Source organism: Herbaspirillum sp. GW822-FHT03A08 (genome assembly GCF_058801885.1).
In genome coordinates this window covers 418,820-441,892 of record NZ_JBXANR010000001.1, presented here as the reverse complement: position 1 = coordinate 441,892, position 23,073 = coordinate 418,820, and the positions used below count along the sequence as shown (strand labels likewise).

19 protein-coding genes are annotated in these 23,073 nt (G+C 58.7%); 13 read left to right on the top strand and 6 right to left on the bottom strand.

Annotated features, from left to right (window positions below; genetic code table 11):
- Position 1: 1 nt before the first annotated feature.
- The gene (locus AC1RN6_RS02100; protein WP_493002696.1) at positions 2 to 1,534 is read right to left on the bottom strand and encodes an FAD-dependent monooxygenase; all 1,533 of its coding nucleotides are present in this window, start codon (positions 1,532 to 1,534) and stop codon (positions 2 to 4) included.
- A 514-nt stretch (positions 1,535 to 2,048) separates the two neighbouring features.
- On the opposite strand from AC1RN6_RS02100, the gene AC1RN6_RS02095 reads away from it, so the two are divergent.
- The 3 genes from AC1RN6_RS02095 (at position 2,049) to AC1RN6_RS02085 (ending at position 4,250) form a co-directional block, all read left to right on the top strand.
- The gene (locus AC1RN6_RS02095) at positions 2,049 to 2,648 is read left to right on the top strand and encodes a TetR/AcrR family transcriptional regulator (RefSeq protein ID WP_493002694.1); all 600 of its coding nucleotides are present in this window, start codon (positions 2,049 to 2,051) and stop codon (positions 2,646 to 2,648) included.
- A gap of 4 nt (positions 2,649 to 2,652) precedes the next feature.
- Positions 2,653 to 3,822 (top strand): NADH:flavin oxidoreductase, encoded by a 1,170-nt coding sequence (locus AC1RN6_RS02090; RefSeq protein WP_493002690.1) that lies wholly within the window; start codon positions 2,653 to 2,655, stop codon positions 3,820 to 3,822.
- 194 nt (positions 3,823 to 4,016) lie between these two features.
- Positions 4,017 to 4,250 carry a hypothetical protein gene (locus AC1RN6_RS02085; protein WP_493002688.1) on the top strand — a complete coding sequence of 78 codons (234 nt, stop codon included), beginning with the start codon at positions 4,017 to 4,019 and terminating at the stop codon, positions 4,248 to 4,250.
- Between the two features lie 145 nt (positions 4,251 to 4,395).
- Here the strand turns inward: AC1RN6_RS02085 and AC1RN6_RS02080 are convergent, their stop codons facing one another.
- Positions 4,396 to 5,133 (bottom strand): GntR family transcriptional regulator, encoded by a 738-nt coding sequence (locus tag AC1RN6_RS02080; protein WP_493002686.1) that lies wholly within the window; start codon positions 5,131 to 5,133, stop codon positions 4,396 to 4,398.
- Positions 5,134 to 5,267: 134 nt separating this feature from the next.
- Between AC1RN6_RS02080 and AC1RN6_RS02075 the strand changes: the two genes are divergently transcribed.
- The 4 genes from AC1RN6_RS02075 to AC1RN6_RS02060 all read left to right on the top strand — a co-directional run bounded on the left by AC1RN6_RS02075 (position 5,268) and on the right by AC1RN6_RS02060 (position 11,202).
- Complete coding sequence (locus tag AC1RN6_RS02075; protein ID WP_493002685.1) at positions 5,268 to 6,644, top strand: class-II fumarase/aspartase family protein; 1,377 nt, start codon at positions 5,268 to 5,270, stop codon at positions 6,642 to 6,644.
- A 19-nt stretch (positions 6,645 to 6,663) separates the two neighbouring features.
- Positions 6,664 to 7,992 carry a cation:dicarboxylate symporter family transporter gene (locus AC1RN6_RS02070; protein ID WP_493003493.1) on the top strand — a complete coding sequence of 443 codons (1,329 nt, stop codon included), beginning with the start codon at positions 6,664 to 6,666 and terminating at the stop codon, positions 7,990 to 7,992.
- 112 nt (positions 7,993 to 8,104) lie between these two features.
- Entirely contained in the window at positions 8,105 to 9,745 is a 1,641-nt protein-coding gene (locus AC1RN6_RS02065; protein ID WP_493002684.1) for a methyl-accepting chemotaxis protein, read from the top strand.
- A gap of 53 nt (positions 9,746 to 9,798) precedes the next feature.
- Positions 9,799 to 11,202, top strand: a complete 1,404-nt coding sequence (locus AC1RN6_RS02060; RefSeq protein ID WP_493002682.1) for a class II fumarate hydratase — start codon at positions 9,799 to 9,801, stop codon at positions 11,200 to 11,202.
- Between the two features lie 201 nt (positions 11,203 to 11,403).
- On the opposite strand, the gene AC1RN6_RS02055 is transcribed toward AC1RN6_RS02060, so the two are convergent.
- The 3 genes from AC1RN6_RS02055 to AC1RN6_RS02045 all read right to left on the bottom strand — a co-directional run bounded on the left by AC1RN6_RS02055 (position 11,404) and on the right by AC1RN6_RS02045 (position 14,895).
- A complete protein-coding gene (locus tag AC1RN6_RS02055; protein WP_493002680.1) occupies positions 11,404 to 12,756 on the bottom strand; it encodes an amidase in 1,353 nt (450 codons plus the stop codon).
- Positions 12,757 to 12,777: 21 nt separating this feature from the next.
- The gene (locus AC1RN6_RS02050; RefSeq protein ID WP_493002679.1) at positions 12,778 to 13,452 is read right to left on the bottom strand and encodes a DUF2848 domain-containing protein; all 675 of its coding nucleotides are present in this window, start codon (positions 13,450 to 13,452) and stop codon (positions 12,778 to 12,780) included.
- A 123-nt stretch (positions 13,453 to 13,575) separates the two neighbouring features.
- Positions 13,576 to 14,895: an MFS transporter gene (locus AC1RN6_RS02045; RefSeq protein ID WP_493002678.1), complete on the bottom strand. Its 1,320-nt coding sequence runs from the start codon at positions 14,893 to 14,895 to the stop codon at positions 13,576 to 13,578.
- 83 nt (positions 14,896 to 14,978) lie between these two features.
- On the opposite strand from AC1RN6_RS02045, the gene AC1RN6_RS02040 reads away from it, so the two are divergent.
- The gene (locus AC1RN6_RS02040) at positions 14,979 to 15,152 is read left to right on the top strand and encodes a hypothetical protein (RefSeq protein ID WP_493002677.1); all 174 of its coding nucleotides are present in this window, start codon (positions 14,979 to 14,981) and stop codon (positions 15,150 to 15,152) included.
- 95 nt (positions 15,153 to 15,247) lie between these two features.
- On the opposite strand, the gene AC1RN6_RS02035 is transcribed toward AC1RN6_RS02040, so the two are convergent.
- Positions 15,248 to 16,177: a LysR family transcriptional regulator gene (locus AC1RN6_RS02035; RefSeq protein ID WP_050475884.1), complete on the bottom strand. Its 930-nt coding sequence runs from the start codon at positions 16,175 to 16,177 to the stop codon at positions 15,248 to 15,250.
- Positions 16,178 to 16,426: 249 nt separating this feature from the next.
- Between AC1RN6_RS02035 and AC1RN6_RS02030 the strand changes: the two genes are divergently transcribed.
- From AC1RN6_RS02030 to gsiB, 5 genes are all read left to right on the top strand, one after another.
- Positions 16,427 to 16,795 carry a VOC family protein gene (locus AC1RN6_RS02030; RefSeq protein WP_493002675.1) on the top strand — a complete coding sequence of 123 codons (369 nt, stop codon included), beginning with the start codon at positions 16,427 to 16,429 and terminating at the stop codon, positions 16,793 to 16,795.
- 453 nt (positions 16,796 to 17,248) lie between these two features.
- Positions 17,249 to 18,262: a MurR/RpiR family transcriptional regulator gene (locus AC1RN6_RS02025; RefSeq protein WP_493002673.1), complete on the top strand. Its 1,014-nt coding sequence runs from the start codon at positions 17,249 to 17,251 to the stop codon at positions 18,260 to 18,262.
- Positions 18,259 to 19,242, top strand: coding sequence for an isoaspartyl peptidase/L-asparaginase family protein (locus tag AC1RN6_RS02020; RefSeq protein WP_493002671.1), 984 nt, complete (start codon positions 18,259 to 18,261; stop codon positions 19,240 to 19,242). Before AC1RN6_RS02025 ends, AC1RN6_RS02020 begins: the two co-directional genes overlap by 4 nt.
- A gap of 17 nt (positions 19,243 to 19,259) precedes the next feature.
- Positions 19,260 to 21,158, top strand: coding sequence for a dipeptide ABC transporter ATP-binding protein (locus AC1RN6_RS02015; RefSeq protein ID WP_493002670.1), 1,899 nt, complete (start codon positions 19,260 to 19,262; stop codon positions 21,156 to 21,158).
- Positions 21,159 to 21,268: 110 nt separating this feature from the next.
- Entirely contained in the window at positions 21,269 to 22,792 is a 1,524-nt protein-coding gene (gene gsiB, locus AC1RN6_RS02010) for a glutathione ABC transporter substrate-binding protein GsiB (protein WP_493003492.1), read from the top strand.
- Positions 22,793 to 23,073: the final 281 nt, after the last annotated feature.

The following is a 23,073-nucleotide window of genomic DNA, read 5'->3' as shown; positions in this document are numbered from 1 at the left end:
TTCAGGTTTCACGAAACCAGCGCGAAGCGGCCTGAGCCGCTTCTTGCGGATCGGGTTTGCCCTCGCTGACCCAGGCAACGATGCCGTCAGGGCGCACCAGTACTGCGGATAAGCCGAGCTTATTCTCGGCATCGCTTGCGATGTACATGATGCGCTCACGCCATCGGCTTGTTGTCGCTTGCAGAGGTTTGTCAGCATCGAAGTCCAACATGACGCCTTTTCCGTTGCGGAGATGATCGCCAAGTCTGCTCCCGTCTTTGAGAACAAACTCGGGTACGCTGCGGCCTGCCAGCGGGTGGCTGTCGCCAAGATCGTAGCGCAGCGACAGACCCCAGACGCGTTCGGCGAAATAGGTCGCGCCGTTGCGTGTCTCAATGAGATCGCGGATGATCGCTCCGAGCGCGCGCGAACTCCGCTCCGGCCGCATGAGCCCGACTTGCGCGCGCGACCAATCCAGTATCTGCGCGCCGACCGGATGCCGTTCCGAACCATAACTGTCGAGCAGGCATTCCGGCGCATCGCCGCGAATGGTGGATGCCAGCTTCCAGCCGAGATTCATGGCGTCGCCCAATCCGAGATTAAGTCCCTGGCCGCCCAACGGAGAGTGTACGTGTGCGGCATCGCCTGCAAGCAGCACACGCCCCATGCGATAAGCCGTCGCCTGGAAGGCGCGATCAGTCCAGGTAGCCGCTTGCTTGAGCGCCGCCACTCTGACGTCAGTGCCGGAGACGCGTTGCAACACCGACTGCACATGCTCCAGCGTGATCGGCTGCGTCCGATGAAAAGCGCCACCGTCAAAATCAACCATGGCGACTGTGCCGGGCTGTTGGTAGGTGTACATCCCTGTAGGCGTGTAATGGCGTCCCGGAGCGAGTCGGTCCGGATCAGCCAGCTCGACACCGACGGAATAGCCGGTAAATTCCGGCTCGGTGCCGGTAAATCCGAAGCCGCCCAGCTTGCGTACGGCGCTGCGGCCGCCATCGCATCCGACCAGCCAGCGCGCGTGAAACATCTGGCTTCCGGCATGAATGCTCACGTCGTCATGAGACTGCTCGAAGGCATCGACAGCGAAGCCTCGTTTGATCTCTGCGCCCATCGCACCTGCACGCGCCGTCAATACGGATTCGATATGCGCCATATCGCTGACCATGATCGCGTCAGCCTGACCTGGCAGGCGATAGGGCCAGCTGGAGCTGTCGATATTGTCGCGGTAAAACTGAATGCCGGCGAAATGACCGCCTGCAAGGCGCGGTTGCTGCATCCAGTGCGCGGCCGGCGCGCTGTGCCCCGATGGATCAGGCGAAGCTTGTTGTGTCCTGATCTGGTCCAGCAAGCCGCGCCGGTAGAACGATTCGATGGTGGGAATGGAAAGGCCGCGCATCCCGAAAGGAAGCTGTTTCAGCGGTGAATGCGGATCTGCGGCTTGTTCCAGCACCAGCACGGAGAGACCGGCAAGGCGCAACTCGCAAGCGAGGAACAGGCCGACAGGACCGGCGCCGGCGATGGCAACATCGTAAATGAATGACTCGTGCATGAAGACTCCTTAGTGGTCGTTCGACCAGGACGGTTCGTTGTCTTTGAGAACCGCACGGACGAACAAAGAACGCCGGGATGGCGTTGATATTCGTCGTGGGACTCATGCACGGGCATGGACAGAGCTTCAGCTGCAGAAGGACCTGGGCTGGACCACACCAAGTCTGCCTTTTTCGACGTGCGTAATATAGCCGTTGGCCGGCTGGCGTGCAAGAGCGGAGTAAAGACGGAACGTTCCTGCTGAACGCCGGCCACTGTCCGCTGGCGTACATCGGACAACAGAACCTCAATCCGCGCAAGTTGCCGTCTACCGGTCAACTACACGATGTTGCCGCTGCCGACCCTGGCAAGCTTTCAATGCAACTCCCTTGCCTTGTCGACAACTATCACAGCTGATTCTCTCACCTGTCTCTTTTTCACCCTTATCCAACATCCTCGCTAAATAAATTTCAGATGATGGTTGACATCTGAAATGCCAATTAACTATCATTATGAAAGTTAATAAGGAATTCAACATGAACATCCGGCAGGAACAGAAAGAGCAGAGCCGTCAGCGGATTCTCAACATTGCTTCGCAAATGCTGCGAGAACGCGGGCTGCAGGGCGTTTCGGTTGCCGAGGTCATGGCTGCGGCAGAAATGACGCATGGCGGCTTCTATCGTCACTTTGCGGATAGAAATGAACTTGTGGAGCATGCGATAAAAAGTTTGCTGGCACGCGCCTATGAAGATGGACCGACCGATATCGGCGTTTTTGCCGAGGAATATCTCAGCATGACGCATCGTGACGATACCGCCGGAGGCTGTGTCTTTACCGCATTGGGAGCCGATGCCGCACGAAATGAAGATGCGGCGCGACATGCAATGACGGAGGCGATGAAAAGCCGGATCGCGGGGTTTGAAGCGTCATTGGCTGCGACAACAACCGCTACGCCGGCGCTGACGCGACAAACTGCGATCGGCAGCTACGCCACGATGGTCGGCGCATTGCTGCTCGCACGCATCGCTGATGACAAGGATTTTGCAGAAGAAATTCTTGAGCAAGCTCACACCTGGGTGGCATCAGGCCAGCCCCCGGGCATGGAAGACAAACCGGCAGATCCCGGATCGGAATAACCGGATGGACATCTCAGAGACCGGCGGTGCTGTCCGTACCGCCGCGCCCATCCAGGCCTCTCATCAAACAAAGGAAAGCAAGATGAACAATGACGTTTTATTCAATGAATTTCGTACAGAAAAACTGGTGCTCCGAAATCGCATCGTGATGCCGCCGATGACACGCCGTGCGAGCCCAGGCGGTGTGCCCACTGAAGAAGTTGCGCGTTACTATCGCCGTCACGCAGAAGGCGGCGTTGGTCTGATCATCACCGAAGGAACAACGATCGGTCGTGCAGCGGCGTCCAATGATTCGGCGATTCCCAATATCTATACGGAAGAAAGTCTGCGCGGCTGGGGCCGGGTCGTCGCCGCTGTTCATGAGGCCGGCGGCAAGATCGCGCCGCAGCTCTGGCATCAGGGATTAGGTCGCAATGCCGGCACGGGACCGCATCCGGATGCAATTTCCGAGGGGCCTAGCGCGCTTGATGGCGGGCGCGCCATGACAGATACAGACATTGCCGACACGATTGCGGCGTTCGCCTCTGCCGCAAAAAATGCGCAGCAGTCAGGTTTTGACGCGATCGAGATACATGGAGCTCACGGCTATCTGATCGATGAATTTCTGTGGTCGCACACCAATCAGCGAACCGACGGTTATGGCGGGGGAGCGCGCGAACGTACGCGCTTTGCCGTCGAAGTCGTGCAGGCGATCCGGCGTGCGGTAGGGCCTGATTTTCCTTTGATTTTCCGTTTCTCTCAATGGAAGGTGCAAGACTACTCCGCCCGTCTTGCAAGTACGCCGAAAGAACTGGAAGAAATTCTCGAGCCATTGAGCAATGCCGGCGTGGATATTTTTCATGCTTCCACACGCCGGTTTTGGCAGCCGGAGTTTGCCGGTTCTCAATTGAATCTGGCCGGCTGGGCTAAAAAGATCACGGGACGGCCCGCCATTTCGGTCGGTTCGGTCAGCCTCGGCGGCGCCGATTTCATGGAGCATTTGCGCCGTCAGGCAGATGGTTCGCCGACAGAAGGCATCGATGAATTGCTACGTCGCATGCAGGCAAACGAATTTGATCTTATCGCAGTCGGCCGGGCGTTGATTGCCAATCCGGACTGGCCCAAAAAGGTACACGATGGCCGGCAATCCGAGTTGCATGCCTTCGATCGCGCACTGTTGGCGTACCTGACGTAGCGACCGATCCTTCAGCCGCGCGACGGTTGCCGGCACCTTCAGAACTGTATCCCCGTCCTGATGACTGATGTGTGCCTCTTGCGTGCTGCGAGGCAGCGTTAGACTCGCATCGTCAAGATTGTATTAAGTGCGGTCCTCGTCGCGCTCTTGATTGCTGACGCGTATGGAAAGTGTATCCAAAGAAAGAGAACGAGATGAACATTGAAGTTATCGGGAAGTATGAAGTGGTACTGGAGGCCTTTCCGGCGCTGAGCGAGCGCGAGTGGACTCCTTATCTGACCATTTATCAGGGGCATGCGGGTTCCTATCATAGCCAGTGCATTTTTCCACGCCAGGCGATTCATGGAGCGACACCTTTCCGGCACCAGCAACATGCAATAGAAGCTGCTCGGATTTACGCCGCCAGGAGAATCGCGGCCGAGAGATGAGGATCCTTCGATGCGTGCATTCCCGGATCAGTGTGGCAAAGGTGCTGAGTCCAGCGTCCAGAGATCGGGAAGAGGCCGCGAGGGAATCGGCGTCATGCGGATGGTGCAATATTTCCGGCTGACGAAGAGCGAGCCTGTGTCGGTCTCATGATCGCTTCAGAAGCATCGATACGGAGAAGCGTTCAGCCGGATGGATTGAAACCGAGACTTCGAATACCTCGCCAGCTGCATCTGAATACCAGCGGATGATTTTCAATGCCGTCGTGCCGACTTCTACCTGCAATGCATGCGCCATCGATTCATCAATCGTCACGGCGCGGATTTCCTGTTCCACCTGCTCGATGCGTCTTCCGTAACGTTTTTCTATCAGGGTACTTATCAGCAAGCCCGGCGTATGCCGAACAAGCTCTGCGATTTCGGCATATGCCGTTGGAATATAAACATCGGTCCACCCGACGGGCAGGCGATCACTTGCGCTATCCATGCGCAGGCTGGAAATGCGCAGCCACGTGCTTCCGGCTTTGCAGCGGAGATCTTCCGCGAGATCTTTCTTTATCTTCTGGCTCACAACATCCTGGAGCTTGCGGACATGGGTATTGCCGAACTGGATCAGATCATCCAGTGACGCCAGCGATGGCCGGAATTCATTGGTTGCCTGGATTGCTTCCACGCGTGTGCCGACATTTTTTTTGCGTGAAACCAGCCCCAGTTGTTGCAACTCATGCAATGCAGCGCGCACCGTATGGCGGCTGGTGGAGTAGTGATTGCACAGCTCCATTTCCGTAGGAAGGAGACTGCCGACAGGGAAGCGGCCGGAAGCAATGCTCTCTGTCAGATGCTGTGCGATATCAACGAAATTGGATTTTGTTGGCAAATGATTCATACATCAATTATGACGCGGAAGTTCAAATACGTGTTGCGTCATATGTTCGGACATATTATATTCAATATGTCCGAACATAATAAAATATTCATGGGCGAGACAAATCCATTTCGCTATTTATTCATAGGTCTTTTATGTCGATCTCAGCTCTTCCGGCAGCTAGCACGGTTGTCGATTCCATTTTGTTTCGAGATGCTTTTGGAACGGCCGCAATGCGCGCGCTGTTCTCCGACCACGCATTGATTCAACGCTATATCGACGTCGAGGTCGCGCTGGCGAAAGCCGAGGCCCGGGTCGGCGTGATTCCCGCAGAAGCCGCCGCCGTCATTGCTGAAAAATCGACAATTGACCTTATCGACTTTGAGCACATGCGTCATGAGACCGACATCGTCGGCTATCCGATCCTGCCTCTGGTGCATCAGCTGGTCGGCATGTGCGGAGACGCAGGCCGCTATGTTCACTGGGGCGCGACGACACAAGACATCATGGATACCGCCGTCTCGCTTCAGGTGCGTGATGCCCTGGACATGGTTGCGGGCGATATCCGCGAACTGCGCAAGATTCTGGCGGACCTGGCGCTGAAACACCGTGATACGGCAATGGCCGGGCGCACGCATCTGCAGCAAGCCTTGCCTGTGACATTCGGCTACAAGGTGGCGATCTGGCTGGCCATGTTCGATCGCCATCAGCAGCGTCTGGCTGAACTGCGTCCGCGTGTGGCCGTCGTCGAATTCGCCGGCGCAGCAGGAACACTGGCGTCGCTGGGCGACAAAGGATTTGAAGTGCAGCGCGCTCTGGCAGAAGAACTCGGCCTGGGCGTGCCGGCGACGACATGGCACGTTGCGCGTGACGGCTTTGCCGAAGCCATCAATTTGCTGGCGCTGATCACCGGCTCACTCGGCAAGATCGCGCTCGACATCATGATCATGGCATCGACCGAGTTCGGCGAAGTCTACGAGCCGTTCGTAAAGGGACGGGGCGCCAGCAGCACCATGCCGCAAAAGCGCAATCCGATCTCCAGCGAGCTGATGCTGGCTGCCTCCAAGGCGGTGCGCCAGCATGCGGGGCTGATGGTGGATGCGATGGTGCAGGACTTCGAGCGCGCCACCGGACCATGGCACGCAGAGTGGATCGCGATTCCGGAGAGTTTTATTCTTAGCGCCGGCGCCTTGCATCAGGCGAAGTTCGCCTTGGGTGGACTGATCGTCGATACCGACCGCATGAAGGTCAATCTCGGCATCAGCAAAGGTCTTATTGTTGCCGAAGCGGTCATGATGGGCATGGCGCCTTTCACCGGCCGCCAGCAAGCGCACGACATCGTGTACGACGCTTGCCGCAGCGCCAACGAAAACGGCAGTTCGCTGGCGGATGCCCTGGCGGCGATGCCGGAAGTGACGGCGCATTTCGACAGAGCCACGATCGATCGCCTGACCGATCCTGAGAACTATCTTGGCCTCGCTCCGCAGATGGTGGACCAGGCCATTCAATTGTCCGGCGAAATCAAAGCCTGATCGTCGCCGAGGAGACATGATGACTACAACTTTCAAAAAAACACCCTGGTACCGCAAGCTCGGCATGCAAGTCTTGTTATCGCTTGTACTTGGCATTGCGGTCGGTTTTCTGTTCCCTAAATTTTCCCTGCAACTGAAACTGCTGGGAGATATGTTCCTGTCGCTCATCAAGGCCGGTGTGGCGCCGTTGGTCTTTCTGACCATCGTTCACGGGATCGCTTCGGCCGGGGACGTCAAGAGCGCGGGCCGTGTCGGCTGGCGTTCCATCGTCTACTTCGAAGTAATCTCGACCATTGCACTGGTGGTCGGCCTACTGGCGGGGAATCTGCTCGAGCTTGGCAGCAACATGAGCCACGTCACAGCGGGCGTTGCCTCGCCGGCAGCGGCCAAAGCGGAGACACAGAGTTTTGCATCATTCATCATGCACATCGTGCCGGATAATTTCATCGGCGCCTTCGCCAAGGGTGAATTGCTTCAGGTCGTCGTGCTGGCAGTGCTGGTCGGCATAGGTATTCTGGCAATCCCCGAAGGGCGTCGCGAGAAGGTCAACAGCGGCCTCGACTATATATCGGAAGTGCTGTTTTCCTTCATCAACCTAGTCATGAAGCTCGCGCCCATCGGCACATTCGGCGCCGTGGCATATTCCGTCGGCAGCAACGGCACCGCAGTTCTCGTTGCGCTGGCACAGCTGGTGCTGGGTTTCTACGGCGTCATTATCCTGTTCCTGGCGGTTGTTCTCGGTTCTGTTGCGAAGCTGGCCGGCTTCAGCCTGTGGCGCTTCCTGCGTTACATCAAGGAAGAAATCTTCATCGTGCTTGGCACCGCATCTTCCGAGAGTGCATTGCCGCGTTTGCTGATCAAGCTGGAACGTCTCGGATGTGCGAAACAGACGGTCGGTCTGGTGCTGCCTACCGGCTACGCATTCAATCTCGACGGCACATCCATTTTCATGGCGATGGGGGTGATGTTCATCGCGCATGCCTATGGCGTTCCCCTCCATCTGGATCAGCAGCTCGGCATTCTGGTGCTGATGCTGTTGACTTCAAAAGGAGCGGCCACGGTGTCAGGAGGTTCTTTCGTCGTGTTTGCGGCAACGGTGACATCGACAGGTATTTTGCCGATAGAAGGCCTGGCGGTCATCTTCGGCGTATATCGGTTCTTGTCGATGGCGATCGCAACATGCAACACGATAGGTAACAGTGTGGCCACCGTGGTGGTGGCAAAGTGGTCAGGGACCTTCGATGCTGTCACGGCGGAAAAGCATCTGTATCCAGAACGCTATCCCCAAATGATGGCCGAGGATGAAAACCTGAACAGCATCAACAGACCGCAAGACATTCGAATTTAGTTGCAGTTTTTCAGTCGAGCCGACTATCTGTCATGGATAGTCGGTTTTTTACCTATTAATTTGTCAGGGATGGTGTCTCTCGGTTGTTGTGAGCGCCGCAGTGGGGTACAACATGTTTTCAAAAATTTCAATCAAGGCCCGGCTAATCGGAGCGATCTTCGTTTTGGTCTCTCTCATGCTTGCTGTCGGCGTCATTGGGCAAATATCCAATCGCGCCGGCGAGGCGGCCTTGCACGAAACCTATTCTGTGCAGCTCGCTTCAGCGCTGGCGATCGGAGAGTCCAAATACAACCTGGCGGTCGCACGCATCGCCATCGACCGCGCATTGCTGCATCCGGAATCGGGTGACATCAAGGCGCTGGTCGACAAGACCAGGGACTATCTGAAAGTATCCGACAACGCCTGGCGCCGCTATCTAGATCTGCCGAAGACCGCGGAGGAAGAAACGATTGCAAAAGATGTTTCCGCCAAGCGCAATACGTTCATTCAGCAGGCGTTGGAACCCTCCCTGGCGGCCCTGCTGCGCGGTGATGCAACGTCGGCCGATAAGATAACCATGCAAGTTGCTCCGCCAATGGCGCTGGCATTTACCAAGAGCGGAACGCAGCTGGATCAGTATCTGTTAAAGCACGGTCAGGAGAACTACGAAGGGTTCAGCAGCGAGTTTCACGAGATGGGTTTCATCTCCGTCGGCATGATTGTTCTCGGCGTCGCCGTGGGTATCCTGTGCGGCTGGGGATTGCAGCGCGCCATTGCACGTCCGCTGAATCAGGCGCTGACCCACTTCTCGGCAATCGCCGACGGCGATCTGGGCCGCGACATCCTTGTTCAGTCGCAAGACGAGATGGGCAAACTGATGAGCGGCTTAAAAACCATGCGTGACGGATTGCGCGCCACCGTCACCGCCGTGCGCCGTTCGGCCGATTCGATGGCAACGGCGACGAGTCAGATTGCCTCCGGCAATGCCGATTTGTCGCAGCGAACGGAAGAACAGGCTGCGTCGCTGGAGGAGACTGCCGCAAGCATCGAGGAATTGACCGGTACGGTAGGCCAGAATTCGGAAAGCGCGCGCCAGGCAAATGCCATTGCGAGTGAGGCCGAATCGATTTCCATCCGCGGCGGAGAAGTGACCGGCAAAGTAGTGCATACCATGCGCGACATAAAAAGCAGCTCGGATCAGATGTCGGCCATCATCAGCGTTATAGACGGCATTGCATTCCAGACCAACATTCTTGCACTCAACGCCGCTGTTGAAGCCGCCCGTGCAGGGGAGCAGGGCAGAGGCTTTGCCGTGGTCGCCAGCGAAGTGCGGGCGCTGGCGCAACGCTCTGCGGTAGCGGCAAAAGAAATCAAGCAGCTCATCGATGAATCAGTCAGCAAAGTCGACAGTGGCACCGTACTGGTCGAGCAGGCCGGCGCCACCATGCAGGATATTACAGACGCCGTGCGGAAAGTAAGCTCCATCATTCGTGAAATTTCGGTTGCTTCGGATGAGCAAAAAGACGGCATAGATCAGATCAACAAAGCCGTCGCGCAAATGGATGGCGTAACACAGCAAAACGCGGCTCTCGTCGAAGAAGCGGCGGCAGCTTCGATGTCTCTTCAAGAGCAGGCCCGGACATTGCAAGATGCCGTATCAAAGTTTCAGTACGATAGCGCCGAGATCGCCCCCTTCCCGGGGCTGCATACCGGCGCCGGCAAGCTGGCGACGTATTCCGGGCGCGTGTTGCCGGTGCGTTCCCGGCTTGGCTGATTCCTGAGTTCTGTCCAAAAATCAAGTCGGATCACCACTTTCCCGAGTAAAAGATGAGTACATCAAGAATAGAGAAGGATGCTTTCGGTCCCGTTGAGATTCCCGCGGATCGGTATTGGGGCGCGCAGACTCAGCGGACATTAGCGGTGTTCGGTACTGCAGAAGAGCATTTCCCTGCTGCGCTGATTCACGCATTCGGCCTGCACAAGCGTGCAGCCGCGCGCGCCAACCTTGAGTGCGGCGTGCTCGATACGCAACTGGTGAAAGCCATCGAACAAGCCGCTGTCGAAGTGAGCGAAGGGAAATGGGATACGCATTTCCCTCTGAGCATCTGGCAAACCGGCTCAGGCACGCAGACAAACATGAATGCGAATGAAGTCATCGCCAATCGCGCCAATGTACTGCTTGGAGAGGGGCTCGGTACGAAGCATCCGGTTCACCCGAACGATCATGTCAATGCATCGCAGTCGTCCAATGACAGCTTTCCGACCGTCATGCACATCAGCACAGCGTTGCAGCTCACCAGTCAGCTTCGGCCGGCGCTCGTTTCCTTGCATGCAGCGCTGGAAGAGCGTGCGCTGGCGTTCAGCGATGTCGTCAAGATTGCCCGCACGCACCTGATGGATGCTGTGCCGACAACAATGGGGCGTGCGTTTTCCGCATACGCATATCAGTTGCAAGCGGCCGTGCAGCGCATCGATGACGTATTGCCGAGGATTATGCTGCTTGCACAAGGCGGCACTGCGGCCGGCACCGGATTGAATGCGCCGGCACTTTTTGCCGAACGCTTCTGTGCAGAACTTGCCGCCAGTACAGGATTGCCGTTTCAGGCGCATCCAAACAAACTGGAAGGCATGGCGGCGCACGATACGATGGTCGAGGTATCCGGTGTACTCAATACGATTGCGACTTCCTTGGTAAAGATCGCCAATGACATCCGTTTGCTGGGCTCGGGACCGCGCTGTGGTCTGGGCGAGTTGATTGTTCCGGATGACGGACTGACATCGTCGATCATGCCCGGAAAGCGCAATCCGACCATTGCGGAAGTACTGGTTCAGGCATGCTTCCAGGTGATGGGAAACCATCAGACCGTTACCCTTGCAGGCGCATCAGGTTTGTTTGAGCTGAACGTGGCGAAGCCCGTCATCATCTACAACGTGCTGCAATCAATTCGTATTCTGAGCAATACCTGCCGTACATTTTCGGAGCGTGTGGTAGCCGGACTCCAGGTGGATGCGGAGCGTCTGGCCACCAATGTGAGCGATGCGCTGTTGTCCGTTACCGTGCTTAATCCCGTCCTTGGCTATGACGCTGTCGCGCAGATTACTGCGCTCGCGCTGCGCGATCGGATTACGCCGCGCGCTGCAGCGCTGGCCTTGGGATGTATCGATGCAGAGACCTATGACCGCCTGGTTAATCCAATAGAGATAGCCGGCGTACGAAGCCCGGCGTCTTAGGCGCCGGCCATGCAGGCAGGCGCCGCGAAGTCGCTGGTCGGAGAGCCGCCACCGGATCAGCCGACGGTAATCGGTCTTTACGCGCACACATCATCGGGTGTTGTCTTCTCTCGCTGAAAATGAAAACGGCTTGCATCGCTGCAAGCCGTTTTCTATGGTGGTCAGCCGTTCTGTGCCGCAACTTGCCTTAGTGCTTGTCCATCACTGCTTCAGCAAGGTTTCCACCGCCAGAGCAATCGACAACAAGCGACGATCATTGCCGCCGGCAGCAGCCAGTCCCAGGCCGACCGGCGCCGTTCCTGCTGCATGGCAGGGCAAGGATAGCGCGCAGCCGTCGAGGAAATTGATCAGCGTCGGATTGCGCAGGATCAGGCCGTTGGCGGCGTAATAGGCGTCGTCGCTGGCTTGCAGGTCGGCGATCTTCGGCGCGACGATCGGCACCGTCGGCATCAACAGGGCGTCGTAACCGGCCAGCTGCTGCTCCACCTTTGCGATCCAGCGGCGACGGCTGTGCAGCACGTCGAGCAGGTCGGCGGCGCTCATGTCCTTGCCGCGCATGATGCGCGAGACCACGCGCTGGTCGTAGTGGTCCTTGCGTTCGGCGATCAGCTGGCGATGCCAGGTCCATGCTTCGGCTGCGGTGAAGCCGCCCTTGGCATTGATTGCCGCCAGTTCGTTGAAGGCGGGGACGTCCTGCTCGATGATCACGGCGCCGGCTGCCGACAGTTTTGCAATGGCGGCCTGCATGCTGGCGGCGACATGTTCATCCATGCCGTCGCGCACGATGTTGGTCGGATAGAGCAGGCGCAAGCCGCGTAACGGATGCGCCACGGGTGCGACGTATTCTTCGCCGGCCAGCACTGCGTCCATCATGGCGCAGCACAGAACGGTCGGCGCCATGGCGCCGATGGAGTCGAGATTTTCGGACAGCGGCAATACGCCTTGCATCGACACGCGGCGCGCGGTCGGCTTGAAGCCGGTGATGCCGCAGAACGCCGCCGGAATGCGGATCGAGCCGCCGGTATCCGAGCCGACGCCCGCCACTGCCATGCCGTCGGTGACGGAAACCGCAGCACCCGACGATGAGCCGCCGGGAATGCGTCCACCGTCCACATCGCGTTGCCATGGATTGCGCGGCGTGCCGTAGTGCGGATTGATGCCGAGACCGGAGTAGGCAAATTCCGTCATGTTGGTGCGGCCGACAATCACGGCGCCGGCAGCGATCAGGCGTTTGACGACGACTGCGCTCTCGGTCGCTGCGGGATAGCCGCGCAAGGCGACCGAACCCGCCAGCGTGGTTTCACCGGCGACGTCGAACAGATCCTTGATCGAGACCGGCAGGCCTTCGATCGGCGAGCGCACGATGCCGGCGCTGCGCAGCGTATCTGATGCAGTCGCGGCAGCGCGTGCAGAGTCGGCATAGAGACGCGTGAAAACGCGCGTGCCTTCGCCGTCGGCGGCAGCGGCGCGTTGCAGGGCGAGCTCGGTCAGTTCGAGCGAGGAGCTGTTGTCATTGCGCAGCTCTTCGCTTTGTTGATGGAGGCTTGGAATCATGATGGGAATATCAGGAGTGGATCAGGCGACTTCAGCAAGAATTTCTGCTTCATAAGAATGACGCAGTGCGCGTTGGCGGCGCGGATCGAACAACTCCATCGTGAACGACGTCGCAGGACGGATGCCGCCGATGGCGCCGACCGTACCGCAGGTCATGCCGCAGCCATCCGGCAGAATTTGCTTGCCGTCGGTGAAGCGCGCGATCAGGTCTTGCGGCGTGCGCAGGCTGGCCAGTGTGCCTTCCTGGTACAGCACTTCCTTGTCGTCTTCCTTGATCCACGACCGGATCACCAGTTCGTCCCAATAGTCGGCAACATCGGCCAGCTTCCACGCGGAAGAGGCGACGGGTTTGACGCAGGCTTGTTTAGAGAACGCCACGCTGTGCGCTTCCAGCTTGCGGTCGGTGTGATCCGACGCGATGCTGACGTACAGTTCGCCGCCGGCGTTGAAGACGAAGGTTTCCACTTCGCCGGACGATTCGCCGCCCAGCACCTGCACTGCGGACGATTGCGTCAACTGGTTGCTCGACACGCGGTAATACAGCGGAACGGCGCTTGGGCGCTGGATGCCGAGGGCGGCCAGTTCTTCGATGTGATGCTCGATGGCCGCCATGTCGCGACCGGCCCAGCCGGCGATGATCAGCGTGCGGATGTCGATGTTCAGCGATGTTGCTTCAATTTGGAATGAGAGTTTCATAAGGCCACTTCAGGTACGTAAAAAGGGTGCGCCGCCGTGCAGAAACAAACGACAGAGGGGTGGCGGCGCGGGGAAACGAGGGAAACGAGGTGCGCAGTGCGCGGTGCTGCTCAGCTCAGCGCGTCAGACTTTCTTGATGAAGACGATCACCAGGAAGCTCGCGGCAAATTCCAGCGCGGCGACAAAATACAGGCCGGACGACAGCGAACCGGTGCTGGTCTTGAGCGCGCCGATCATGTACGGCGCGACGAAGCCTGCCAGGTTGCCGATCGAGTTGATCAGCGCAATGCCGCCTGCCGCTGCGGTACTTGCCAGGAAGGCAGCCGGGATCGACCAGAACACCGGGAAGGCTGCCAGGATGCCGATTGCCGCCAGTGTCAGTGCGCACAGCGCCATGACGGCGTTGCCCAGCGTCAGGCCGGTCAGGATCAGGCCGATGCTGGCGATCAGGGTAGCGATGGCGCTATGCATGCGGCGTTCGCCGGTCTTGTCGGAATGGATGCCGTTCCAGATCATGGCCAGCGTGCCGGCGATGAAAGGGATGGCGGAGATCAGGCCGATCTGCAGATTGCCCTTGACGCCGATTTCCTTGATGATCGACGGCGTCCAGAAGGCGATGGTGGCGTTGCCGCTGACCACGCAGAAATACACGGCGGCACACAGCCAGACGCGGTAGTTGCTACAGGCATCCTTGAAGGACAGATGCTTGCCGGCAGACTTGTTCTCTGCGATCAGCGCATGGGTGACGGCTTGCTGCTCTGCAGTCGACAACCATTTTGCGTTGGCTGGTTTTTCCGGCAGGTACATCAGCACGAAGATGCCGGCGATCAGCGACGGAATGCCTTCGAGGATGAACAGCCATTGCCAGTTGGCCAGGTGGCCGACGCCTTCCATCTGGCTCATGATGGTGCCGGCGATCGGACCGCCGACGGCGCCCGCAATCGCGAACGAAGTCATGAACAGGCCGTTGACGCGCGCGCGGCGTTGCGCCGGGAACCAGTAGGTCAGGTACAGCACTACGCCCGGGAAGAAGCCGGCTTCGAATACGCCCAGCAGAAAACGCAGGATATAAAAGGAAGTCGGTGAAGTCACATACGCCATCGCCATCGAGGCCAGGCCCCAGAGGATGGTGATGCGCGCCAGCGTTTTGCGGGCGCCGATTTTTTCCAGCAGCAGATTGCTCGGGACTTCAAACAGGAAGTAGCCGATGAAGAAGATGCCGGCGCCGAGGCCGTAGATCGCTTCGGAGAATTGCAAGTCCTGCAGCATCTGCAGCTTGGCGAAACCGACGTTGACGCGGTCGATCCACGCCAGCACGAACAGAAAAACCAGGAAGGGGATCAATCGCCAGGCGATTTTCTTGTAGGTGACTTCCAGGTCTGCGGCGCCAGTGTTGGCGTCGGAGCGCGGTAGGGAGTCCAGTGCTGAGGTTGAATTGGTCATGCTTGCCTTCTCCTGCTTTGAGATTGATTGAGCGGCCATTCATTCTCACAGCACGAGAACACTCCGGACATCAGGAGTATTGGGTGGAAATCGAAGCTGGAAAAATTCCTGGCGGAAATCTGTCGTTTATTTTTGCGCCGGTGTTTGCATCCGGGGCCATGAACGATCTGCTGATCTTGTGTAAATTCAGTATGCGCAGTAGGTCCGGCGCTGTCCAACAAGAAATTGTTGGCGCAAATGATTGGAAAATCTTATGAGCAAAAATGGACGGCTCGCTGCGCAGTTATGGTGCTCGGTTGCAACTTCCTGCAACTGCATCCAGGCCTTGCCGGCATTGACGATGCGAGGAAATCTATTGCGCCTGTGATGGCAGGCGCGCGATCTCGTGTCCCCAATTGAGTGCGAAGTCGGCAGCGGTTTCCTGGGCGATACGGGCCACTGTCTCGGTCAGCGGATTCTCGTTGTCGGAGCGGAAGCAGGCCAGCATCACCAGCGCCGGGAATTCCACATCGACGCGCAGCGTGTGCAGGATTTCTTCATTGAGTTCGCGCTGGATGATTGCCGGCGGCACTGCCGCCACGCCGAAACCGTCAGTCACCAGCCGGATCATGGTGGCGACCGAGGCGATGCAATTGATATGCAGTGCGCCGCGTTCGCTGTCGGAAAAGATGCGCTCGATCGCCGCATGCGGTCCCGAGTTGCGTGCAAAGCTGATGATGGGGAAGGTCGCCAGATCGGACAGGCTCAGGGTCTCGCTGCCGATATTGAGCTTAGGGCTGCCGACCCAGCGCATCGGGAATTCGCACAGGTTGAGATTGGTGATGTGGGTGCCGATGACCGGCTCGGCCTGCAGCACGATGTCCAGCGCGCCCTTGCTGAACTGTTCGCGCAGATGAATGGTGGTGTCGCTGGCGATTTCGATTTGCAGGCGCGGAAACATCTTGTGCACGCGCCCGATGAAATCCGGAAACCAGCTGTGCACGATCGATTCGATCACGCCGATGCGGATCACGCCGGCGTAGACCTGCTTGTCCGACATGTCGTCCTTCATCTCGCGCATCAGTTTGACCATGCGTTCCGCATACACCAGCGCCTTGCTGCCGTCGGTGGTCAGCGTCACCTCGCGCGCGCCGCGGTCGAACAGGCGTACGCCGAAATCCTGCTCCAGCGTCGCGATGCGGCTGGACACCGCCGCCTGCGTGGTGTGCAGGCGCTCGGCTGTCAGGCGGAAATTCTTCAGCTTGGCCAGCCAGACGAAAGTTTCGAGGAAGCGGATATTCATGATGGATGTCGGTCGATGCCGTCTGGAACGATTGCAGCAGAGATGGCTAGATAAGCGAGAGGATACGGCATCGCGCGCCGGTTCGCTATTTTTCAACCCTGTTTGCGCTTCCTGGTCAGCGTTCAGTCAGTGTTTTTTTGCGCCGCCAGCGCCATCGGCGGCGAAGGGATAGAATCCTTCGCACGTCGCGCTGCGCATTTCAGGATGCCCGATGCCAGCCATACAAGTCAAGCCAGCCAGAGGACACTCATGCCAGTCACCGCTATCGATCACATCCAGCTCGCCATGCCCGTCGGAGGCGAAGACGCCGCCCGGCGTTTCTTCGGCGATATTCTCGGCATGCCCGAGTTGCCCAAACCTGCCGCCCTGCAGGCGCGCGGCGGTTTGTGGTTTCAGTGCGGCGTGCTGCAGCTGCATCTGGGCGTCGACAAAGAGTTTCAACCGGCGCTCAACGCGCATCCCGGCCTGATCGTCGACAAGCTGGCGCCCATGCTGGCCGAACTCAAGGCCGGCGGTTTCCCGGTGCAGGAAGATGCGCCGATTCCCGGCTTCATCCGTATCTATACTGCTGACCCCTTCGGCAATCTGATCGAACTGCGGGAAATTGTGCCGCGTTAAGCAGATCATCCGCACTGTCCGCAGTGTCTGTACTGTTGCTGAAATAGCGCATCGCGGACTCTGCTCCTTTGTTTCTCCTCGCGCCGGCATCCAGCCGGCGCTTTGTCATTCGTTTCTGCTTCGCTGCAGCAAAAGCACAGCGAACGGACTTGTCTTGTCTGCGCAAAAATCAGCCGGATTTTCACGATCGTCAATGTGCACCTTGTCAATTTCTCGGCACTTGTTCGTGATGAATTTGCGCACTCCGCTTTGGTGCAGTGCAGCCAATTTTCTCTCTATTGAGGTGCATTTTCACCTTGCATTCGCGTGATAAAGGTGCATCTGTTTTTACTTTCATTTTTGAAAGGATATTTTCTTTACTTTTCAAAATAATGAAAATATATTTACATTTTTGCCGTTATTGCTCATCGGCGCATTTTCATTTTTCCGGGCCGCTTTTCTTTTCAGCGTCGTATGCACAATCAAAAACACGCATCCTTGCAGGGCGGCGGCGCAGTAGCGCGGGTGCTGGGCAAGCTGTATCCGAATCTGTCGAAGGCGCATCGCAAGACCGCCGACTATGTGCTGGCGAACACTTTCCGTGCCGCCACCATGACTATCGACGAGCTGTCGGAAGCTGCGGGGATTTCGCTGGCGACGGCGAACCGCTTTGCGCATGCGCTGGGCTTTGACGGCTATGCGCCGTTTCGCAATGCGCTGGTTGCCGATTTCGCTTCCTCGCTGGCGCCGGTGGAAAAGATGCGTCATGAAGTGCAGAAGAGCGCCACCAGCGCGGAAATTATTTCCGCCGCCTTGAGCAACGACATCCGCAACATCGAAGCGACACGCCAGGCGCTGGTCGCCGAGCATTGCGACCAGGCGGTGGAGATGATCCTGAAAGCCGACCGCATTTTCGTCATCGGCTTCGGCGCCAGCGCTTTCCTGGCCGGGATCATGGTGCATGCTCTGGAACCGTTCTGCCGCACCGTCTTGTCGGGCGTGCATCCGGGCGGACCGTCGCAGACCGGCCGCCAGTTCTTCAAGCTGGATGAGCGCGATGTGGTCATCGCCATGGCGTATCCGCGCTATGCCACCGACACCGTACGGCTGGCGCGCCGTGCGGTCGAGAAGGGCGCCAAGCTGATCGCTTTCACCGATCTGCCGCATTCGCCGCTGGTGCCGCTGGCCGACGTGACGATTTATTCGCAGACCGAAAGACAGATGTCGCCGACGTCCGATGCGGCGGCGCTGGTGCTGATCCAGGCGCTGTGCGACGCGGTCGCGCATCGCGCCAAGCGCTCGGTGCAGGCGGCATCCGAAATGACGGAATTCGTTTTGCCCTGGCTGTACCAGGCGGAACAGTACGAACAAGGCAAGAGCCCGGCGCGCGCAAGCGGCAAGGCAATCAAGAACAACGCGGTTAAAAGCAATGCGGTCAAGAGCAACGTGATCAAGAAAACCGCTGCATCAGGGACAAGCAAAGCATGAACACTCCAGTTATTGCCATACACGGTGGCGCCGGCACCATCACGCGCAGTGCGCTGAGCGAGGCAGATGAGGCAAGTTACCATCGCGAACTCAAGGCCATCCTGACATCGGCGCAAGCTGTGTTGACGGCCGGCGGTTCGGCGCTGGATGCCGTGACCGAAGCGGTACGCTTGCTGGAAGACTGCCCGCTGTTCAATGCCGGCAAGGGCGCGGTCTACACGCGCGCCGGCACGCATGAGCTTGATGCCGCCATCATGGACGGCGCCACGCTGAAAGCCGGCGCCGTCGCCAATGTGACCTGTGTGCGCAACCCGGTCATCGCGGCGCGCACCGTGATGGAAAAGAGCGCACACGTGCTGCTGGCAGGTTGCGGCGCCGATGCGTTTGCGCGCCAGCAGGGACTCGATATCGTCGATCCGACGTATTACCAGACTGAAGCGCGCCACCAGCAATGGCTGCGCGTGCGCGAGCAGAGCGGGATGATGCTGGATCACGATGCGGCGTCGTTCACCTTCAGGGAGTCGGCGCACGGAACGAATAAGGTTGATCCGATTGATCCGGACAACAAATTCGGCACCGTCGGCGCTGTCGCACTCGACATGCACGGCAACGTCGCCGCAGCGACTTCCACCGGCGGCATCACCAACAAGCAAGTCGGCCGTGTCGGCGATACACCACTGATCGGCGCAGGCTGCTATGCCGCCAATGCGACAGCTGCGGTCTCGGCCACCGGTACCGGTGAAGTGTTCATGCGTACCGTTGCCGCCTACGATGTCGCGGCGCGCATGGCATACGCCGGCGCGACCTTGCAAGAAGCCATGGAGCAAGTCGTCATGGAAGTGCTGCCGGCCTACGAAGGACGCGGCGGCCTGATCGCGGTCGACGCCGGCGGCAACCTGGCGCTGACGTTCAACACCGAAGGCATGTATCGCGGTTATGCCCGTGGCGGCGACACGCCGGTCACGGCAATCTACAAGTAGTGAAGGACGCAACAGAAATGGCAACGCAAGATCAAGCATCAAAGAACGCTCAGGGCGCGAAGGATCAGGACGCAAAGCGCGTGCTGACCGTCGACAATCTCGGCGTCACCTTTACCGGTTCCGAGCGTACGGTGGAAGCCGTGCGCGGGCTGACTTTCCACGTCGACAAAGGCGAGACGCTGGCTATCGTCGGCGAGTCGGGCTCCGGCAAGTCGGTGTCGTCGCTGGCGATCATGCGCCTGATCGAGCATGGCGGCGGCCGTATTGTGTCCGGCAGCATGCAATTCCAGCGCCGCAACGGCAGCACGCTGGATCTGGTCAAGGCGCCGCAGTCGACGATGCGCAGCATTCGCGGCGCCGAGATCGCGATGATTTTCCAGGAGCCGATGACGTCGCTGAATCCTGTCTTCACCGTCGGTGAACAAATTGCCGAATCGATCCGCCTGCATCAGAACATGAGTCACAGCGCCGCCAGCGCAGAAGCGCTGCGCATGCTGGAGATGGTGCGCATCCCGGAAGCCAGGCGTGTGCTTGGCCGTCACCCGCATCAACTGTCGGGCGGCATGCGTCAGCGCGTGATGATCGCGATGGCCCTGTCCTGCAAGCCGTCGCTGCTGATCGCCGACGAGCCGACCACGGCGCTGGACGTGACGATCCAGGCGCAGATCCTGCAACTGATCCGTTCGCTGCAGGAAGAAATGCACATGGCGGTGGTGTTCATCACCCATGACATGGGCGTAGTGGCGGAAATAGCCGACCGCGTTGTCGTCATGTGCCGCGGCGACAAAGTGGAAGAAAACGATGTGCGCAGCATCTTCGCGGCGCCTGCGCATCCTTATACACAAGGTTTGCTGGCCGCAGTGCCGCGCCTGGGGGCGATGACGGGCACTGATACGCCGTCGAGATTCGGCATTGCCGCCAGCGCCGAAGCCAAGCCGGACGCCATCGCGGAAGAGTTGCAGGCAGCCTCCGAGATCGCGCAACAGCGCCAGCCCATCCTCAAGGTCAGCGACCTGACCACGCGTTTCGACGTCAAGAGCGGCATCTTCGGCCGCGTCAAACAGCGCGTCCATGCAGTCGAACGCGTCAGCTTCGATCTGTATGCCGGCGAGACGCTGGCCATCGTCGGCGAATCCGGTTGCGGCAAATCGACCACCGGCCGTTCCCTGCTGCGCCTGGTGGAGATCAGCGGCGGCAAGGTCGAGTTCGGCGGCCGCAATCTGGCAGAGTTGCCGCGCGAAGAGTTGCGTGAGTTGCGCCGCGACATCCAGTTCATTTTCCAGGATCCGTTCGCGTCGCTCGATCCGCGCATGACGGTCGGCTATTCCATCATGGAGCCGATGCTGGTGCACGGCATGAAAGAGGGCGCGCAGGAACGCGTCGATGCGCTGCTGACCCGCGTCGGTTTGCTGCCGGAACATGCGCAGCGCTATCCGCACGAATTTTCTGGCGGCCAGCGCCAGCGTATCTGCATTGCGCGCGCACTGGCGCTGAATCCGAAGATCGTCATCGCCGACGAATCGGTGTCGGCGCTGGACGTGTCGATCCAGGCGCAGATCGTCAACCTGATGCTGGACCTGCAGGCTGAGCTGGGCATTTCGTTCATCTTCATTTCGCATGACATGGCGGTGGTGGAACGCATCAGCCACCGCGTCGCCGTGATGTACCTGGGACAGATCGTCGAGATCGGTCCACGCCGCGCTATTTTTGAAAATCCTCAGCATCCTTACACCCGCAAGCTCATGGCCGCCGTGCCGGTGGCCGATCCGGAACTGCGCCATCTGAAGAAAGGTTTGCAAAATGATGAGATTCCAAGCCCCATTCGCGCCATCGGAGACGATCCGCTGGTCGAACCTCTGAAGCAAGTCGGCCCCGGCCATTTTGTTGCAACACATCGTATTTCCGCAGCTTTTTAGTTACTTTTTAGTTCGTCATCGCTTCATTCATCACTTAGATCACTTAGAAACTCAGGAGCCTAACCATGACTACCCAAACTTCCCGTCGCGGCACAACTGTCCTCCGATGGATGGCGCTCGGCGCCATCGGCACCACGCTGCAATTCGCCGCCGTGCACGCCTGGGCCGCCAAGAGCGTCACGCTCGCAGTTGCTTCCACGTTCACTACCATGGATCCGTATGACGCCAACGACACGCTGTCGCTGGCCGTGACCAAGTCGTTCTACCAAGGCCTGTTCGCCTTCGACAAGGACCTGAAGCTGGTCAACGTGCTGGCCGAAGGCTATCTGGTCAGCAAGGACGGCCTGGAATACACCATCCGCCTGCGCCAGGGCGTGAAGTTCCACGACGGCACCGTGTTCAAGGCTGACGCCGTGAAAGCCGTGATGGATCGCGTCACCAATCCCGACAACAAGCTCAAACGCTACAATCTGTTCAACCGCGTCGCCCGCACCGAAGTGCTGAACGATTACACCGTCAAGATCGTCCTGAAAGAGCCGTTCTCGGCCTTCATCAACGTGCTGGCCCACCCATCGGCGGTGATGATCTCGCCGACCGCGCTAAAGCAATACGGCAACAAGGACATCGCCTTCCATCCGGTCGGCACCGGTCCGTTCAAGTTCGTCGAATGGAAGCAAACCGACTACATGAAGGCCGAGAAATTCTCGGGCTACTGGAAGGCCGGTTATCCGAAAGTCGACGAAGTGGTCTGGAAGCCGGTAGTCGACAACAACTCGCGTGCCGCCATGATGCAGACCGGCGAAGCGCAATTCACTTTCCCGCTGCCGTACGAGCAGGCTGAGCTGCTCAAGGGCAAGGGCGCACTGGACATCGTCACCGGTCCGTCGATCATCCAGCGTTACATGTCGATGAACGTCAAGCAAAAGCCGTTCGATAACGTCAAGGTGCGCCAGGCGATCAACTACGCGATCAACAAGGATGCGCTGGTCAAGGTTGCCTTCAGCGGCTATGCATTCCCGATGGACGGCGTGCTGCCGCAAGGCGTCGACTACGCAGTCAAGACCGGCCCATGGCCGTATGACGTGAAGAAGGCCAAGGCATTGCTGGCCGAAGCCGGCTATCCGAACGGTTTTGAAACCGAACTGTGGTCCGCATACACCCACACCACTGCGCTGAAGATCATCCAGTTCCTGCAACAGCAACTGGCGCAGGTCGGCATCAAGGTCAAGGTGCAGGCAATGGAAGCAGGTCAACGCGTAGAGAAGGTGGAAAGCGCACCGAATCCGGATACCGCGCCGGTGCGTCTGTACTACGCCGGCTGGTCGTCGTCGACCGGTGAAGCTGACTGGGGCCTGCGTCCGCTGCTGGCTTCCGAAGCTTTCCCGCCGAAGCTGTTCAACACCGCTTACTACAAGAGCGACAAGGTTGATGGCGACATCGCTCAGGCGCTGACCGTGACCGACCGCGCGCAGAAAGCCGCGCTGTACAAGGATGCGCAAACCGAAATCTGGAAGGATGCGCCATGGGCCTTCCTGGTCACGGAAAAAGTCCTGTACGCACGTAGCAAGAACCTGAAGGGCGTGTATGTGATGCCTGATGCATCGTTCAACTTTGACGACATCGAACTGAAATAAGCCGCCTTTTGCACCAAGTCCGTCGCTCCGACGCAAGCCGGAGTCCATTGTCGATGTTGAACGATACGACGATACGACGATACGACACTGGGTCCCAGCGTTCGCTGGGACGACGGATTGTGTGATTTGCGAGAGCGCCGGATTACACCGTCGCCGTCGTTCCAGCGCACGCTGGAATCCAGTGACGTCAGCAGCAACCCGGCAGCCGCTGAGCGGTAAGCGAACAGCAAACAAGCAGTAAAGAAGTAATAAAAAAGCACCGCGTTACTAACCGGCATCAG

Coding starts and splice junctions, on each gene's coding strand:
- AC1RN6_RS02100 (WP_493002696.1), bottom strand. CDS start 1,534: ATGCACGAGTCATTCATTTACGATGTTGCCATCGCCGGCGCCGGTCCT.
- AC1RN6_RS02095 (WP_493002694.1), top strand. CDS start 2,049: ATGAACATCCGGCAGGAACAGAAAGAGCAGAGCCGTCAGCGGATTCTC.
- AC1RN6_RS02090 (WP_493002690.1), top strand. CDS start 2,653: ATGGACATCTCAGAGACCGGCGGTGCTGTCCGTACCGCCGCGCCCATC.
- AC1RN6_RS02085 (WP_493002688.1), top strand. CDS start 4,017: ATGAACATTGAAGTTATCGGGAAGTATGAAGTGGTACTGGAGGCCTTT.
- AC1RN6_RS02080 (WP_493002686.1), bottom strand. CDS start 5,133: ATGAATCATTTGCCAACAAAATCCAATTTCGTTGATATCGCACAGCAT.
- AC1RN6_RS02075 (WP_493002685.1), top strand. CDS start 5,268: ATGTCGATCTCAGCTCTTCCGGCAGCTAGCACGGTTGTCGATTCCATT.
- AC1RN6_RS02070 (WP_493003493.1), top strand. CDS start 6,664: ATGACTACAACTTTCAAAAAAACACCCTGGTACCGCAAGCTCGGCATG.
- AC1RN6_RS02065 (WP_493002684.1), top strand. CDS start 8,105: ATGTTTTCAAAAATTTCAATCAAGGCCCGGCTAATCGGAGCGATCTTC.
- AC1RN6_RS02060 (WP_493002682.1), top strand. CDS start 9,799: ATGAGTACATCAAGAATAGAGAAGGATGCTTTCGGTCCCGTTGAGATT.
- AC1RN6_RS02055 (WP_493002680.1), bottom strand. CDS start 12,756: ATGATTCCAAGCCTCCATCAACAAAGCGAAGAGCTGCGCAATGACAAC.
- AC1RN6_RS02050 (WP_493002679.1), bottom strand. CDS start 13,452: ATGAAACTCTCATTCCAAATTGAAGCAACATCGCTGAACATCGACATC.
- AC1RN6_RS02045 (WP_493002678.1), bottom strand. CDS start 14,895: ATGACCAATTCAACCTCAGCACTGGACTCCCTACCGCGCTCCGACGCC.
- AC1RN6_RS02035 (WP_050475884.1), bottom strand. CDS start 16,177: ATGAATATCCGCTTCCTCGAAACTTTCGTCTGGCTGGCCAAGCTGAAG.
- AC1RN6_RS02030 (WP_493002675.1), top strand. CDS start 16,427: ATGCCAGTCACCGCTATCGATCACATCCAGCTCGCCATGCCCGTCGGA.
- AC1RN6_RS02025 (WP_493002673.1), top strand. CDS start 17,249: ATGCACAATCAAAAACACGCATCCTTGCAGGGCGGCGGCGCAGTAGCG.
- AC1RN6_RS02020 (WP_493002671.1), top strand. CDS start 18,259: ATGAACACTCCAGTTATTGCCATACACGGTGGCGCCGGCACCATCACG.
- AC1RN6_RS02015 (WP_493002670.1), top strand. CDS start 19,260: ATGGCAACGCAAGATCAAGCATCAAAGAACGCTCAGGGCGCGAAGGAT.
- gsiB (WP_493003492.1), top strand. CDS start 21,269: ATGGCGCTCGGCGCCATCGGCACCACGCTGCAATTCGCCGCCGTGCAC.